General features: G+C 58.5%; 16 protein-coding genes. 5 read left to right on the forward strand and 11 right to left on the reverse strand.

Going from position 1 to position 15934, the window contains the following annotated elements:
* Window positions 1–626: 626 nt before the first annotated feature.
* On the reverse strand, window positions 627–1268 hold the full coding sequence (locus tag WFP06_RS00005; RefSeq protein WP_336985208.1) for a hypothetical protein: 642 nt from the start codon (window positions 1266–1268) through the stop codon (window positions 627–629).
* A gap of 241 nt (window positions 1269–1509) precedes the next feature.
* Between WFP06_RS00005 and WFP06_RS00010 the strand changes: the two genes are divergently transcribed.
* The 4 genes from WFP06_RS00010 to WFP06_RS00025 all read left to right on the forward strand — a co-directional run bounded on the left by WFP06_RS00010 (window position 1510) and on the right by WFP06_RS00025 (window position 5990).
* Entirely contained in the window at window positions 1510–2127 is a 618-nt protein-coding gene (locus tag WFP06_RS00010) for a polysaccharide biosynthesis/export family protein (RefSeq protein WP_336985209.1), read from the forward strand.
* A 4-nt stretch (window positions 2128–2131) separates the two neighbouring features.
* Window positions 2132–4342 (forward strand): GumC family protein, encoded by a 2211-nt coding sequence (locus WFP06_RS00015; RefSeq protein WP_336985210.1) that lies wholly within the window; start codon window positions 2132–2134, stop codon window positions 4340–4342.
* A 74-nt stretch (window positions 4343–4416) separates the two neighbouring features.
* Window positions 4417–5601 (forward strand): tetratricopeptide repeat protein, encoded by a 1185-nt coding sequence (locus WFP06_RS00020; RefSeq protein ID WP_336985211.1) that lies wholly within the window; start codon window positions 4417–4419, stop codon window positions 5599–5601.
* Complete coding sequence (locus WFP06_RS00025; protein ID WP_336985212.1) at window positions 5598–5990, forward strand: hypothetical protein; 393 nt, start codon at window positions 5598–5600, stop codon at window positions 5988–5990. Before WFP06_RS00020 ends, WFP06_RS00025 begins: the two co-directional genes overlap by 4 nt.
* A 272-nt stretch (window positions 5991–6262) precedes the next feature.
* On the opposite strand, the gene wecC is transcribed toward WFP06_RS00025, so the two are convergent.
* The 6 genes from wecC to WFP06_RS00055 form a co-directional block, all read right to left on the reverse strand.
* A complete protein-coding gene (gene wecC / locus WFP06_RS00030; protein ID WP_419716232.1) occupies window positions 6263–7564 on the reverse strand; it encodes a UDP-N-acetyl-D-mannosamine dehydrogenase in 1302 nt (433 codons plus the stop codon).
* A gap of 95 nt (window positions 7565–7659) precedes the next feature.
* Window positions 7660–8781: a non-hydrolyzing UDP-N-acetylglucosamine 2-epimerase gene (gene wecB / locus WFP06_RS00035; RefSeq protein ID WP_336985214.1), complete on the reverse strand. Its 1122-nt coding sequence runs from the start codon at window positions 8779–8781 to the stop codon at window positions 7660–7662.
* A gap of 41 nt (window positions 8782–8822) precedes the next feature.
* Window positions 8823–9434, reverse strand: coding sequence for a hypothetical protein (locus WFP06_RS00040; protein WP_336985215.1), 612 nt, complete (start codon window positions 9432–9434; stop codon window positions 8823–8825).
* 103 nt (window positions 9435–9537) lie between these two features.
* Complete coding sequence (locus WFP06_RS00045) at window positions 9538–10077, reverse strand: demethoxyubiquinone hydroxylase family protein (RefSeq protein WP_336985216.1); 540 nt, start codon at window positions 10075–10077, stop codon at window positions 9538–9540.
* Window positions 10074–10547 carry a disulfide bond formation protein B gene (locus WFP06_RS00050; RefSeq protein WP_336985217.1) on the reverse strand — a complete coding sequence of 158 codons (474 nt, stop codon included), beginning with the start codon at window positions 10545–10547 and terminating at the stop codon, window positions 10074–10076. Before WFP06_RS00050 ends, WFP06_RS00045 begins: the two co-directional genes overlap by 4 nt.
* Before the next feature lie 15 nt (window positions 10548–10562).
* A complete protein-coding gene (locus WFP06_RS00055) occupies window positions 10563–11900 on the reverse strand; it encodes a S41 family peptidase (protein WP_336985218.1) in 1338 nt (445 codons plus the stop codon).
* Between the two features lie 185 nt (window positions 11901–12085).
* On the opposite strand from WFP06_RS00055, the gene WFP06_RS00060 reads away from it, so the two are divergent.
* Complete coding sequence (locus WFP06_RS00060) at window positions 12086–13084, forward strand: SDR family NAD(P)-dependent oxidoreductase (RefSeq protein ID WP_336985219.1); 999 nt, start codon at window positions 12086–12088, stop codon at window positions 13082–13084.
* Window positions 13085–13100: 16 nt separating this feature from the next.
* Here the strand turns inward: WFP06_RS00060 and WFP06_RS00065 are convergent, their stop codons facing one another.
* Genes WFP06_RS00065 through WFP06_RS00080 form a run of 4 tightly spaced genes read right to left on the reverse strand, consistent with a single transcriptional unit; the run spans window position 13101 to window position 15932 of the window.
* Window positions 13101–14339, reverse strand: coding sequence for a murein hydrolase activator EnvC family protein (locus WFP06_RS00065; protein WP_336985220.1), 1239 nt, complete (start codon window positions 14337–14339; stop codon window positions 13101–13103).
* A gap of 10 nt (window positions 14340–14349) precedes the next feature.
* On the reverse strand, window positions 14350–14769 hold the full coding sequence (locus WFP06_RS00070; protein WP_336985221.1) for a 23S rRNA (pseudouridine(1915)-N(3))-methyltransferase RlmH: 420 nt from the start codon (window positions 14767–14769) through the stop codon (window positions 14350–14352).
* 6 nt (window positions 14770–14775) lie between these two features.
* Window positions 14776–15222 (reverse strand): ribosome silencing factor, encoded by a 447-nt coding sequence (gene rsfS / locus WFP06_RS00075; RefSeq protein ID WP_419716206.1) that lies wholly within the window; start codon window positions 15220–15222, stop codon window positions 14776–14778.
* Between the two features lie 56 nt (window positions 15223–15278).
* On the reverse strand, window positions 15279–15932 hold the full coding sequence (locus tag WFP06_RS00080) for a nicotinate-nucleotide adenylyltransferase (RefSeq protein WP_336985222.1): 654 nt from the start codon (window positions 15930–15932) through the stop codon (window positions 15279–15281).
* Between the last annotated feature and the right edge of the window lie 2 nt (window positions 15933–15934).

Below are 15934 nucleotides of genomic sequence, written 5' to 3' on the forward strand. Positions count from 1 at the left end.
CACATCAGCGCGCGAGGCGCCGCCCGCTACCCACAGAATTGCGAGGAAAGCGACGAGCATCCAGAAGGACAGGGACGATGCGCGACCGGATGCTGCGGTGGAATGACGAGACATGCGCGGGCGAATAGACAATTCCTTTCTCCACGCAAACCGAATAGTTGTCATGGATTGAGGCACCAATGAACTGCGTTGTTTATAAATCTGGAATCAATGCCTCCCAGATCCCGCACAATGACCGTCCGCACACCGCCGAATTCCTCGCGGACGGAAATCAAATTGCACGGAGGCGGAGAGTGTGGAGATCCTGTCGCCGAGTAACGCGAATTATGCTTTTCAACCCCGCAGCAGTTTGCGATCGCCAGCAGTCCGATTGAAAAGGGTGTGATCGTGGGGACTCTCTACCGGATAGCGCACCGCGAGCCGGGGAGACAGAAATCGATCCAGGATAAACCCTGGATTTCGCGCTTCGGCCTGTGCAGTCGCATTGGCGGAATACTCCGCAGTTGCAGCCACAAGAACCCGCGCCGCACTTTCCGTTTGTGCAAACTCTTCGGGTCTTGATGACTACAAACACACGAATGATCACCTACCGACAAGCAGCAGGACACGGGTGTTCGTTGATCAGGTCATGTCATGGCGCGCAAGCAACCGATGGCGATTTGGCCGCGTTCGCGCTGCTCAGGAATTTCTTCGGCGCGCTGTTGGCGGTCGGCCGCAATGTCGGCACTTGATTTGCTCTCGGCGGCGCCGAGTTGCTGGACCCGGCTGTTGTAAACAGTGCGCACCTGCTCGACAGCGTTTAACATTGCCGGATCGAGCTGGCCGCCTTCAGACATTTGTGCATACAAGGAATCCAGCGCGATACTGCACGAAAGTGACCGGATGTAGGCACTCGTTTCTGCCGACAGCGCCTGTACACTGCCCACGGAGAGAGCCACGGCAGCCCGCTTGTCCTCATCGCTAAATTGGCGCGCCTGCCCGACCTTCTCACTAGGAACCGGAGCCGCTGTATCGGCACCGCATCCGGCAAGGAGCAGGGGTGCAAAAAGCAGTTCGACTTTGCGGGCGATGGGGCGTGATGTTCTCAGATGGACCATGGGCCTACTAATGCCACAATCGGAGTTGCGCAAAGCATGAAATAGCATAACGTCTCCCCACCACCCGGCACCGGTCGCGCAATGCCGCTTTGCCGACCATTTCCCGCCATTATTCTCATTGGCGTTTGTTTTGCCCACGCTGCATTTTATGGCTTTTAGGCGGATTTGCATGACCAGTTGCGTGCCCCGCTTTCAATGCGAGCGGATTATTAAAATCACTGTCACACAGCTGGATCTTCTCTTTACGTGCACTCGCCTCGCCCCTATACGACCCAATCTCGTGGGTAACTGGACCTCTGATCTCAAAATGCGTAATTTTTTCCTAAGCCTAATGGTCAGTCTTGGCCTAGTCGGGTGCGCTGGGCAACCGCCCATCCAGTCGACTTCCGATCTTACCGTAATTGAATCTAGCATGGTGCTTCCTGCGCCAAGCCGCGGCGACTTGGACGCAACCGACCGGGTCGCCCTGATTGGTCCGCTCGATACCATCACCGTGCGCGTTTTCGGCATTCCCGAACTGGGCGGCCAAATGCAGGTTGATACCAGCGGCCGGATCGCAATGCCGCTGATCGGGGCGGTCGATGCCGGGGGTAAGACCTCTTCCGAACTCGCGCGCGACATAGAAGTCGCACTGGCCCGGAATTTCATTCGCGATCCTGATGTGACCATCAACATCAACAGTTCGGTCAGCCAGGTTGTGACAGTGGATGGCCAAGTTGTGGAGCCAGGGCTTTATCCGGTAACTAATCAGATGACATTGCTGCGTGCGGTCGCTTCAGCCCGTGGCCTGACCGAATTCGCCAAGCAGGACGATGTCGTTATCCTCCGTACCGTCGATGGCCAGCGGCTTGCCGGCCTCTACAACATCGGCGCTATCCGCCGGGGCCTTTATGCAGATCCTGATATTTACGCCAACGATCTGATTGTAGTCGGTGACAGTCCGCAGAGGCGGCGGTTCCGCGACATTATCGGTTTGGCTCCGCTTCTGGCCGCGCCGGTCATAGCAATTTTACAGCGTACGACACCTTAAGATTATGAACATTCTGACAAACAGTCGCGAAGATCGACGCTTCGATCAAAATTCTGAGGCTGATGCGCCGTACAATGCGCCAGCCGCATTTGAGGAACGTTCCGTTCTGCAGCATTATATGCGTATTGCATTGCGCTGGCGCTGGGTAATTCTCGGGGCAACCATCGCCGCGGCGGCGCTAGGCCTCGTTGCCACCTTGCTGATGACCCCGCAATACACTGCCGCCTCGACGATCGAGATCCTGCGCGAGTCGGACCAGGTCACAAGCTTCGAAGGGGTCGAACGCGAAACCAGCATCGCCGATCAAGAGTTCTATCAGACCCAATATGGCCTGCTGCGCGCTCGAAGCCTCGCTGAGCGGGTAGCTAATGAATTGAATTTGGTCGACGATCCCAAATTTTTTGAAATGTTCGGCGCCGCGAAAGCTGGCGAGGCAGCCTTTCAAATAAGTAACGGTCGTTTTCCGGCGCAGGGCCGGGCAGAACGTCAGCGGATTGCAGGCGAGGTGTTGCTCGCGAACATTAGTGTCGATCCCACTCGCCTGTCGCGACTAGTGGACATCCGATTCACCAGCCCCGATGCCGCATTCTCCGCCGCCGTCTCCAATGCTTGGGCCAAAAATTTCATCGAATCCAATCTGGAACGCAAACTTCAGTCGACCTCTTACGGACGCGACGCTCTTCAGCGGCAGTTGACCGATTACAAGCAGCGGCTCGACGAATCTCAGCGGCGGTTGGTAGGCTATGCTTCTGCCCAAGAAATTATCAACCTTCCGGCCACCAGCGCAGGCGCTCAGGAGCGTCCGATCATTGCGGACAACCTCGCTACGCTCAATTCGGCACTAAGCGAGGCAATTGCCGACCGCATCGCTGCGGAATCTCGCTTCCGGCAGGCAGGCAGCGCTGGCAGCACCGTTGCAGCCCTCGACAACACTGCGATCAACAATTTGCGTCAGCGGCGGGCCGAATTGGCTGCAGAATATCAGCAACTTATGGTCCGCTTTGAACCGGGTTATCCTGCAGCGCGGGAAATCAAACAGCAAATCAGTGCGCTGGATAGCGCGATTGCGCGCGAGGAAACGCGCGTTTCAGGCTCGGTGCAAGCTGAATATCGCCAAGCGGTCCAACGTGAAAACGCGCTGGAAACAAAGGTGGCCGCTTTAAAAGAAGAATTTCTTGATCTGCGCCGGCGCTCGATTCAATATAATATTTTTGAACAAGAAGTCGACACCAACCAAGCCCTTTACGATGGGCTTCTCAAGCGGTTCGAGGAAATCGGTATCGCCGGCGGTGTCGGCGTTAACAATGTTGCTATCGTGGATCTTGCCGATGTCCCGCAAAACCCGTCGAGCCCCAACTTAATTCTCAATATGCTGATAGCCGTGCTTGGCGGTCTCATGATTGGCATTGCGATGGCGCTGGGTCTTGAGCAGCTTGACGAATCCATCGGTGACCCGACCGAATTGCAGCGCCGGCTCGGCCTGCCATTGCTGGGGTCGGTTCCAAAGGTGGAGGACGAGACCCCTACGGAAGCCCTGCTCGATAGAAAGTCTGCCCTTGTCGATGCTTATCTGGCGATCCAGACTAATCTCGCCTTTACAACCGAACATGGCATCCCGCGCGCATTTTCGGTGACCTCTACCCGTCCCGGCGAAGGCAAGTCCACGACCGCGCTGTCACTCGCCACGATCCTGTCGCGCCAAGGGCGCAAGGTCATTTTGGTGGACGGCGACATGCGCTCGCCATCGGTTCACCAGCTTGCCGGCGTCAACCATGATCGCGGACTGAGTAATTTTCTCACTGGCGAAGACGCACTGGAAGGGCTCATTTTCCAAATCGAGAATTTGGGTGTCGATGCCATGACATCCGGTCCAATACCGCCCAACGCGGCCGAACTCCTTACCGGAAATCGCCTTTCCCAGTTAATCGAACGACTGCTGGACACTTACGATCACGTCGTGGTTGACAGCCCGCCGGTGCTTGGTCTCGCCGATGCGCCATTGATCGGTTCACAAATGGAAGGCGTCATTTATGCGGTCGAATCACATGGAATTCGCTCCACACAAATAAAGACCGCGCTCAATCGGCTGGCGAGTGGCAAGGTTAAGGTCTTCGGGGGAATCGTCACCAAATTCGACGCCCGCAAGGCGCATCTCGGCTATGATTATGATTATGGTTATGGTTACGGGCGAGACGCGAAAACCGAGCCGGCCTAATGCAGAAGCGGCGCCGCTCCTCATCCTCGCATCGCTCGGCCCCGCGCCGCTCGCGGCGAAACTGGTTGGGCCGCTTGGCGCTCGCATCGGGTGCCAGCACTGTCGGCCTGCTGAGCGTAAGCGGGTCTTTGGCACAGGTTATCGAACTGGCCGATCCGTCGCGCGCGGCTATCCTTGCGCCGAACAATGGCGTCATTCTCGCCGCTAGCGCGCAACAAAAACTGACGATGACGCCGACAGAGGCTCAGGATTCGGACCCGGCGCGGCTTGCGCGCGCTTCGCTGCGCGAGGATCCCACCGCAGTCGATGCGCTCAACGTGCTTGGGCTACAGGCGCAATTGCGTGGCGATACCGAGGGCGCGAGGAAGGTTTTTCAATATTCCCTGCTGCTCTCACGGCGTGAACTTCGGTCGCAAATCTGGGCAATAGAAGAGGCGGTCAGTCGCGGCGATATCGCCGCTGCCCTGCGCAGCTACGATATCGCCCTTCGAACCTCCAAGGCAGCGCCGGACTTGTTACTGCCAAATCTGGTCGCCGCGCTGGCCGAACCCAAAGTGCGCGCTGGTTTGCTGCCGATAATGGAAAGCAAACCTGTCTGGACCGAAAGCTTTTTGTACCAAATTGCTACTAGCGAGATCGCGCCAGCAGCGGGCGTGGCGTTCTTTCGCGAGGGCGAGTCGGTGGGTCTGCCGGTCACCAACGACTTGCGCGCAGCCTTGGTAAATCGTCTGCTGGCAGAGGGAGATACCAAGCAGGCTTGGGCCTATTATTCAAAATTCCGCAGCGGTGCGAAACGTAACCGTTCGAGCGACCCAGAATTTGCATTAAATGCTGGCATTCGCTCTGCCTTCGATTGGACTCCAAGCGCCCAGCCGGGAATTTCCGCTGCTATTTTACAAAAGGGGAAGGTTGGCTTGCTGGATTTCTCGCTGCCGCCCGGAACCGGCGGCACGCTGGTGCAGCAAACACTGCTACTCCCACCGGGAACATATCGTATTGAAGGGCGCAGTCGCGGCATCGTCCAACCGGACCGGACGCGCCCCTATTGGGCGCTGTTTTGCCAGGACGGCCGCGAGCTGGGACGGGTCGATGTCCTCAATTCGGATGTAGCCGGCGGCGCATTCGAAGGGCAGGTGAGCGTTTCGAGAGACTGCACGATGCAGACACTGTCCCTGATAGCGCGTGCATCGGATGACATTAACGGCGTCTCGGGTCAGATAGAACGGGCGTCGCTCACTCCAGCGGGAGAAGATCAATGATCAGTGCCAATTCGAACAAATGGGCGTTGGTAGGCGCAGTGGCAGCGTGTGTCGGGTTTGCCGCGCCCGCATCTGCGCAAGTATCGCCTCGCTTTCAAGCCGCCGAAGATGCGGATGCCAGTGACGAGGCGGAAACTCAGAATGAAGGAATGCAACGGTCTGCCCGCACCGCTGACACCGGGGTTGGCGAAGTCGGCAAGCGCCTGACAGCGCAAGACGCTGCGGCGATCGCCGATCCCTTGGGTCGTATTAACTCGCGGATCAATAATCGGGTCGAAAATCGCATTCGTAACAGAATCGACCGCGATTATGATCCTGCTGCTAATGCGACGTCACCCTATGAGGTTGCAAATCGACAGACACGCGTGGGGCAGAGCCAGCCCCGTTAAATACCCAGCCGCCACGGCCTGACAACCGCCATCGAGGTGGTGGATTACACCGACCATATACGATCACAGGTCGCGCAGGAAATACCGTCACGAGCGGCCCGATTCACCGGTCCCGAAGTTGCTCGCTCTATTCCATCGCTGCGATCGCGGCCTCAGTAACGTTTTAATGCGGGAAGACGCTTTGCTCCGCAGACGGTTGTCAGGCTCAACATTCCCAAGTTTGTTTTTTATACCGCGATGATTAGGCCGTCTGGCTACCATTTCAGCCATTGTCAGCCGGCCAGACGCAGACCCGGCGCGGGTGCGGTTTTTGCGGCATCGGGCCAGATACCGCGTGTATCGTAAGCGATGATGTGGCCGCGTTCTTCAGCGGGGATTACACGGAAAACGTCATGATCCACCAAAACGATCATGATGCCGCAAGTTTCCAGCGCTGCATCAACATCGATTAATTCCGCACCGGTTCCATTAAATTCTGGCGGCAATTCCTGCGCATAGGGTTCGACAATCTTGATACGCGAGGAAAACTTGCGCGCGAGACTGGCTGCGACAAAGCGCGCGGGGCTTTCGCGGAAATCATCGATGTTGGCTTTAAATGCCAGCCCCAGGCAGGCAACAGGTATGCCCGGATTATCTTCCACCAGCTTTGTTGCCCTCGCGATGACGTGGTGCATCTTGGCGTCATTCACATCGCGCGCCATGCGGATCATGCGGGCCTGCGCGGGTGCGCTGTTGACGATGAACCACGGATCGACTGCGATGCAGTGCCCACCCACACCGGGGCCCGGTTGAAGGATATTCACGCGCGGGTGCCGGTTCGCCAGTTTGATCACTTCCCACACATCAAGGCCGGTCTCATCGGCGATCATCGAAAGTTCATTGGCAAAGGCGATGTTGGTGTCGCGATAAGCGTTTTCGACCAGCTTCGTCATTTCAGCGCTGCGGGCGTCGGTGATCACGCAGGTTCCGCGTACGAACCGTTTGTAAAATGTGAGCGCCTTGCGGGCGCAGCGCGGCGTAATTCCGCCGATCGAGCGGTCATTGTTGGTCAGTTCTTCGATTATATGGCCTGGCAAAACACGCTCTGGACAATAGGCAATGGATACGTCCGGCGTATCGGCAGACACGCCCGGCAGTTTAAGATCGGGGCGTAACCCGGCGATCAAATCGCGCATTTTCTCCGTCGTGCCAACCGGCGAGGTCGATTCAAGAATGATGGTATCGCCGCATTTGAGCACTCCGGCAACTTCGGTCGCGGCGGACAGTACATGGGAAATATCGGGTGTGTGGTTGCCGTCTTTTTCAAACGGTGTCGGCACCGCAATCACAAACACATCCGCAGGTCGGACATGCGTGGTCGCGGTCAGCAACCCGCTTTTCACGGCTGCGTGGACCAACCCGTCGAGATCGGCTTCTTCGATATGGATTTCTCCGCGGTTGATCGTATCGACGACCGTTTGTGTGACATCCACCCCGTGCACACGCACGCCGGAACGCGCAATCACGGCAGCCGTAGGCAGTCCGATATAGCCCAGACCTACCACACAGGTTTCAATTGATGTTTCGCCGCGCATGGCAGACCTTTTCATTTATGTTCGCAGGAGGTCATGCCGCAAAGCGGTAAAGATAGCGGTAACGATACCGCCAGACGGGCAATATTTTCCGCGTTTCAGGCGCGCCCGAGCAAGTCCGCGATCCGCGCTGATGAATGGCCGTCGCCGAAGGGATTATGCGCCCGCGCCATCGCGGAATAAGCGTGGTCATCGTCGAGCAGGCGTTCGGTTTCGGCCACGATTGTATCTGCGTTTGTGCCGACCAATTTGGCAGTGCCGGCCTCGATACCCTCGGGCCGCTCGGTCGTTTCACGCATGACCAGTACCGGCTTTCCCAGCGCAGGCGCTTCTTCCTGAACGCCGCCACTGTCGGTCAACATCAATGCCGAGATGTCGAGCAGACGCGCAAAATGGAGATAATCGAGCGGTTCGATCAGCGCCACATTATCCAGCCCGCCCAGCGCCTCGTTCATTACCGTCCGAACGGCGGGATTGGGGTGCACCGGAAAGACCAGCGCAACATCGCCGCGCTGCGCAATCCTGCGAACCGCTTCGGCGATCGCTTCAAGCCCGCCACCGAAATTTTCACGGCGGTGGCTGGTTACTCCGACAATCCGCTTGCCCGCGAACCTTGCTTCGATATCGGCCAACCCTGCGGCGAGCGCAGGCTCTGCTGCTATTCGCGCCGTAACCCATTGCAGCGCATCGATAACCGTGTTGCCGGTAACGTGGATGGTGTCCGCAGCTGTGTTTTCAAGCCGCAGCGCCGCCGCTGACGTTTGGGTTGGCGCGCAATGTAGCGCCGCGATGGAACCTATGACCTTGCGGTTCACTTCTTCGGGCCACGGCTGATATATATCGCCGCTGCGCAACCCTGCCTCGACATGGCATACGGGTATTTTGCGGTAATAAGCTGCCAGAGCGCCCGACATGGCTGTCGCAGTATCACCTTGGACAACAACCCAATCGGGCTGTTCTTCATCCATTATTTTGCCAAGACCGGTGAGCAGCGCCGCAGTCAGGCTATCAAGCGATTGATCAGGGCGCATCAGATCAAGATCATGGTGCGGCGTAATTGCGGCAATTCGCAAAACCTGATCGAGCATGTCGCGGTGCTGGCCCGAAACGCAGATGCGCGACACGAAGCGCGTGTCATCCTCCAGCACATGGGCAAGCGGGAAAAGCTTGATAGCTTCGGGACGGGTACCGAATATGGTGAGGATTTTGCGCGCGGTCATGCAGATGCCCTTAGCGCGTGAGGGTTAAGACCGCGTTTGCCTTATTGCGGAGCGTCTTCACCCGAGGCTTGGGCGGCGATATCTCCGCCCACGGGGACCTCTGCAACTGGGGCAGGTTCTCCGGAAACCTGTTCGCCCGGCAGATTGCCCGTCCGTTCGCGTTCCAGACGTTCCATATACTGGCGTTCGAGCGATTCGACCCGGCGCTGCGTTTCTTCAGCATCTTCATCGATTGCAGACAGCCGTTCCTGCCGCGCATCCTCGATCAACTGACCAAAGCGGATATTGGGTGCGTTGGCTTTTTCGCCATATGCCGCATTGATCAGTTGCTGGGTGCAGCCGGTCTCGCCGCCGGATCCCACCGGACTACAGGACAGAATTCCAAATGCGCCGACCATTTCCATCGATTCGACCCGCCGCGTCCAGGGTTCGTTTGACGGATCATCGCTTTGACGCAAATTTTCCGGGATCCGGTATTGGTCGCTCAACCTGACGCAGACGGTGATAATCTCGTCAGTGGAGGACGGACATTCCTGATCATCATAAATTACCAGCTGGTTGACTGCATAATCACGGTCCTGCGCAGCGGCCACTTGTCCGGGGGCGAACAAGGCTCCGGTTGCCAGAATGGCTGCAGCTAACGATCGGGACATGGTCAAACCTTTCATACGATTAATCCGGCATCAAGCGCCAGACGCGCTGAATATGCAATGAAGCGAATGATCGCGCCAGCCGGTTCCCCGGCCACCGAAATTACTAAATCCGTTCGGAAACCTTGATCGCGATCCGGCAACCCAGGCGGATTGCGCCTGATAAAAGCGGGTACCCCGGGGTCTCCTCTGCGCCTGCAGCGATGGCGGCCGCATGGTGTTCCCGCTCATCTTCGCGAAATTCCGCGATCATGGCGGCAAGTTCCGGGTCGTCCCCGCTCGCGGAAAGTTCTTCGAGCTGATCGGAATAGTGCTTATCGATCTCCGTTTCGACCGCTGCGGTGCACGCCATTGCCGCCTTCGGCCCCAGCATAGCGGTCGCGGCGCCCAGGGCATAACCTGCCACCGACCAGACAGGCTGCAGCGCGGTGGGCCGCACTCCGCGCCGTGCCATCAGCGCATCGAATTTTTCGCGATGGACAGCCTCTTGTGCTGCCATACCTTCGATTTCCTGTGAATGCGCGCCGCGCGTTCCCATAACCGCCAATTGCCCGGCATAAATCCGGGTCGCGCCAAATTCACCTGCCTGATCGACGCGGATCATACGGTGGATGTCAGGTTTGCCTGCGGGCGTGCGTTGAGTCATTTGCGGTTTCCAAGCAGTATGAATATTACGGTCGCGGACAGGGTCGAAATCAGGAAATTCCAACCTGCCAGTGAAACGCCCCACAAGGCCCATGGTGCCCGGTCGCAGCGCACGAGCGGCGCATTGATGATCGCTTCGAGGGCATCCCCGCCCTGCGGCACTGACGAAGCGCAGCCGGTAATGCCTTGCCACCAGCCATATTCGACCCCGGCGTGAAAACCGCCAATCAGGCCCGATACCGATATCGCAGTCGCAGCAAGCGCAAGCCACATCCGCTTCGGCGCCGCCAGCAGGCCGGCAATTGCAAAACCCAGACCGGCGAAGTGCGGCCACCGCTGCCACCAGCACATTTCGCAGGGGAACAGGCCAAAACCATATTGCGACAAATACGCCCCCGCCAGCAGCAATGCAGGCACGCCAACAGCAATCCGCTGCGCGGCTTTGATCGCTGATCCGTCAGTCGGCGGCACTATCGCAGCGCTTTGTCAGTTGCGCGCCGCAACCGCGTTTCCGCCGGTGCGGCGCAGGGTTTGCAGCGCATAATGCAACTGGAAATCCTCGATGCCCTGTTCCTTCAGTTCTTCCGAGGTTTGCGTAAAGCGCGGATCAATCGCCTTGTCGCGTTCCAGGTCTTCGTCCTTGATCCCGAGTTCATTAACCAGATGCCCGCGCAGATCGCTTTCGCGCATGGCATATTTGGCTCGTTTCGCCGCATCGGGATCCGACAGCTGCGGAACGCGGATATCAGGGTTGATGCCGCCTTCCTGCACCGACCGGCCAGCAGGCGTATAATAGCGCGCGGTGGTCAGCTTAAGCGCGCTGTCCCGGGTGAGTGGCAACAGGGTCTGGACACTGCCCTTGCCAAAGCTGCGTTCGCCCATAATCACGGCACGGTGCTGGTCCTGCAATGCGCCGGCTACAATCTCGGAAGCGGAAGCCGATCCGGCGTCGATCAAGACAACCAGCGGGATCCCCGAAGCAATATCCCCGCGGAACATCGATTCCGCTTCGTAATACAGGTTTTCGCTTTTCGATCGGCCGCGCTGCGATACGATCCGCCCCTTATCGAGAAACAGGTCGGAAAGCGCCACGGCCTCGTCGAGCGAGCCGCCAGGATTTCGGCGCAAATCAAGCACCAGCCCGTTCATACGGCCGGTCGCATCGCGCTTCAGCGTGTTCCATGCTTCATAAACATCGCGGCCGACGTCGCGCGAAAATTCATTGACTGTGATGACGCCGATATTTCCTGTCGCAAGTTCATGCGTCACCGGTTCCAGTTCGATCACGCCGCGCGTCACCGACACGTCGAAAGGTTCATCGCGGCCCGGCCGGAAGATGGTCAGCCGGATGCTTGTACCCGCTTCACCGCGCATTTGCTTGACCGCATCATCCAGTGTGCCGCCATAAATCAGCTTGCCATCGAGATGGGTAATAAAGTCCCCGGCCTTGATTCCGGCCTGTTCGGCAGGGCTGCCGCGGAACGGCGAAATAATTTTTACCGCACCCTCATCATGGATTACCGAAAGCCCGAGCCCGGAATAATTTCCGTCGATCATGGTTTCCATGCGCTCCAGAGTGGCGCCATCTAGATATGATGAATGCGGATCGAGCGAGGCGAGCATCCCGTCAATGGCACCGCGAATCAGCTTTTCATCATCGACCGGCTCGACATAACTCGCCTTGATCCGCTGATAAGTCGCGAAAAGTTTTGCAAATTCGGGACCCGCCCGCCCATCAACCTGGGCAAACCCGGCAGTGGTGGCGGGGATGAGCGCGACTGCGGTCACCAATGCGGCGGAGCGGATAATTCCAGCAAACTTCATGGAGTGGGCCTTTCGTTACGTTACTATCTATCGTTCATTCCTGCTGAACGCCAGATGAGGATTTCCCCCGCGTATTAATGCGGGACAGACATTCCGCGCAGGGAATATCGCGTGGGCGTAGCTGGCATGGTCATCATTTGGCGCTAATGCAGGAACACGACCCGCAGCAGCAACAGGACCGACCCATGCGCGTACTCATCACCGGAACGGCCGGATTTATAGGCGCTGCTCTTGCCCGGACGTTGATTGCGCGCGGCGATGAAGTGATCGGGATCGATAATCTCAACGATTATTATCAGGTCTCTCTGAAGCAGGACCGGCTGGCACAGTTGCGCCAGGAAGGCGGGACGCAGTTCGCATTTCATCAATGCGATTTTTCGGACATGGCAATGCTGGAAGAAACGCTGGCGGGTGAAAGTTTCGACCGGATCGCGCATCTCGGGGCGCAGGCCGGGGTCCGCTACTCCATCGAGAACCCGCATGCCTATGTTTCAGCCAATCTGGCTGGACACCTCAATATGCTCGAGATCGCGCGCCGCCGCGAAACCTCGCACATGGTTTATGCCAGTTCTTCCTCCGTTTACGGGGGAAACACCAAACTACCTTTCTCCGTCGATGATCAGGTCGATCACCCGCTATCGTTATATGCAGCGACGAAAAAAGCCGATGAGCTGATGAGCGAGACTTACGCCCATCTCTATCGCATCCCGTTGACCGGGTTGCGCTTTTTCACTGTCTATGGACCGTGGGGCCGGCCCGACATGATGATGTGGATTTTCACCCGCAAGATACTGGCGGGCGAAACCATACCGGTTTTCAATCACGGCGATATGTACCGCGACTTTACCTATGTGGATGACATCGTTTCGGGCGTTGTTGCATGTCTCGATAAACCGCCGCCCGATGATGGTGCGGCCAAGGCAGGCGGCAGTGTGAAGCCGCACGCAATTTACAATATCGGCAACAACCGCTCGGAAAATCTGATGAAGGTTATCGGGCTGCTGGAAGACGCCTGCGGCACGAAGGCGCGGATGGAAATGCTGCCGATGCAGCCGGGCGACGTACAGAAAACCTATGCCGATATCGATGCGATCCGGTCCGATCTGGGATACAACCCGGCGACCCCGATAGAAGTCGGAGTGCCCGCTTTTGTCCGCTGGTACAGGAACTATCATGGTATTTAAGTGCCTGTAAAACCGGTTAGCTGACAAATTCAGCCGGGTTGACCGGAATCCCGTCTCGCCTCAATTCCAGCAGAACTTCGGGCCGCCCGGGCTTGGCAACGCCCAAAGGGGCCCCTGCAACCAGCTGTTCTCCTACCCCCACATCGGTGCGGGCAAGGCCGGTCACCAGACTGATCCAGTTGCCCGCGTGTTCGATAATCACGATCCGGCCATATCCGCGGTAAATTCCGGCAAAGGCCACCCTTCCCGCGGCGGGTGACACGACCTGCGCACCGCCAGCCGGAGCAAGCGTGATGCCCTTTGCCTTCACTCCTGCCACCGTCGGGGAACCGAACCCCGAAATTGTCCGCCCTGCTACGGGCATCAGATAGGGTGATGGTGCCCCGATACGGGATGTGGCAACCGGTGATGGCTGGGGCGCCGCGGCGATTGCTGCTGCGCCCTGGGAAGGGCGCAAAACCGGCCCGTCCAAAAGTGCAAGTTCGTCACGCAGTTTACCCGCCTCGTCCAATGTGCCCACCAGATTGTCCAGATCGCGCGCTTCTTCGGCCAGAGCGAGTGCCCTTTCCGCCTCCCGATCGGCGCTACCGCTGGCTCTGCGCGATGCCAGACGCTGGCTTGTCTCAAGCCCGGCAAGGTCGATCTTGCGTTCGCTCAACCGGGTTTCGCTATCACGCAAAGCGGTCACGGCCTGGCGGGTCTCCCGTTCCAGCTGGCGCGCCCGGTCAATCTCGCCGCGCAACGCAGCGGTGCGATGCGCAACTTGCGGGACCGTGCTGGACAGCATGGCGCGCAGATACACAATGTCCCGGACAGATCCCGGACGCAGAGCAGAAAGCGCAAGCGGCCGGCGGGATAATTTCTGAAGCGCACCGGTCAGCCGGACCAGCGGCTGCTGGCGCTTTGCAAGGCGGGCCCTGAGAGCGGTTTGCTGGCCGTCAATCAAGGCTATGCGCGCTTCTGCCATGGCGATACCGGCTTCTGCCTGCTGAACCCGCGCAGCAAGGGCGGCGGCTTCGCGTGCGGTCTTTTCCGCAGCCTGGCTGGCGTTGTCGGCTTCGGCTTCCAGCCGGTCTGCGCGCAACCGGGCGGCGGTCGATTGTGCCTGTGCCCGCTGCAAATCCGCGCGCGTTTCCGCCGCATTTCCGAAAACGACAGGACGCTGGGCCGACGCGCTATATTGCAGAGCGCCAAATGCGGTAGCGGCAAGTACGGGTATTATTGTCCAGTATATGCGTTGGCGGTTTGACCTCATGACCATTCCGTCATGCCCGATGATAGGGATGTCCGGCAAGGATTGCTGTCGCGCGGTACAGTTGTTCCATTACCATTGCCCGCGCCAGAAGGTGGGGCCAGGTCGCCTTGCCGAATGCAAGCAGCAAATCTGCCGATGCGCGTTCTTCGCGCGTGTGTCCGTCAGCGGCGCCCAGCACAAAGCGCGCTTCGCGCACGCCATCATCACGCCACGCACCAAGTATCCGGGCAAATTCTGCCGAATCCATATCTTTACCGCGTTCATCAAGTAATACGGTTTTGGCAGGGGTTAGCGGGTCAGCGACCTTGCCTCCCGTTTCGGGCAATTCGGTCAGTTTGAGCGGCCACGTAATGCGCTTCTCGTAGCGGCGCGAAAGTTCCGCCTCGGGAGAGCGGGCGATTTTCCCGCGCGCCACAACGTGTAGCAGCATGGTAGATCAGACCCCTTCGTTACGGCCCTTTTTCCAATCTTCGCTGTCGTCACCAATCGCCCACATGCGTTCAAGATTGTAGAAACTGCGAACTTCGGGCCGGAACAGGTGCAAAACCACATCGCCCGCGTCGAGCAAGACCCAGTCAGCCGCCGGTAGCCCTTCCAGACGGACGGGACCAAAGCCGGCCTTTTTGACTGTTTCAGCCATCTTCTGCGCGATGGAGGCAACCTGCCGCGTGGAACGGCCCGATGCGATCACCATATAATCGGCAATGCTGGACTTACCCTCGAGAGGGATCGAGACCACCTCCTGCGCCTGATCATCATCCAGTTGTTTGAGGATCATCGCGTGAAGTGCTTCCGGATCGCGCTTGGCAGAGAGGTTGGCCCCTCCGGCGGCGCGGCCTGCTACTGAAGCATCGGCTGGGGATGTATGTGACGCCTGTGTCATCGGCGGTGGTTAGCTCCTGAAAATTATGCTGCAACGCACGTGGACCATCCGGCTGATCATGCCGAAAGATCCGTCTGCGTATATGGAATGAGATTGCGCGTGATTTGGTCCCTGGGCACGGCACCACCGAAGCGGCTTGCCCAGTCCGGGTCTGCGCGGCGGATGGCCGTGGCAGAACGGGAATCGGGATCGAAACGTAATTGGACCAGTGTCGGTGCGCTCCATCGCTGCGCTGCGGAAAAGCTGGCAGCGGGAACACGGTAGCGCCCTAGCCAGGCCATCGCGGGGCTCGCGGTAGCCTGGCTATCATAGCCGGGCCTTGCGATCACCGCAATCGGCATGGTGCGGGCAATTTCGCGCCAGCGTTTCCAGCGGTGGAACTGGGCTAGATTATCGGCGCCCATCAACCAGACAAAGTCGCGCTTTGCAAACCGGCGATTGAGGGCGGAAAGCGTATCGACAGTATATGTAGAACCAAGCTCCCGTTCGATCGCGGTTACTTTGATCGGAGCGCGGCCGGTCATTTTCTGCGCCGCTTTCACGCGTGCGGCCAGCGGAGCCATTCCCCGCTTCGGTTTAAGCGGATTACCGGGGGAAACCAGCCACCACACTTCGTCCAGACCAAGTGCCTGTAGCGCAAAAAGACTGACCCGGCGATGCCCGCCATGGGCCGGATTGAAGCTGCCTCCCAAAAGACCGGTGCGGATCATAA

This window comes from Altererythrobacter aquiaggeris (assembly GCF_037154015.1).
Lineage (GTDB): Bacteria > Pseudomonadota > Alphaproteobacteria > Sphingomonadales > Sphingomonadaceae > Aestuarierythrobacter > Aestuarierythrobacter aquiaggeris.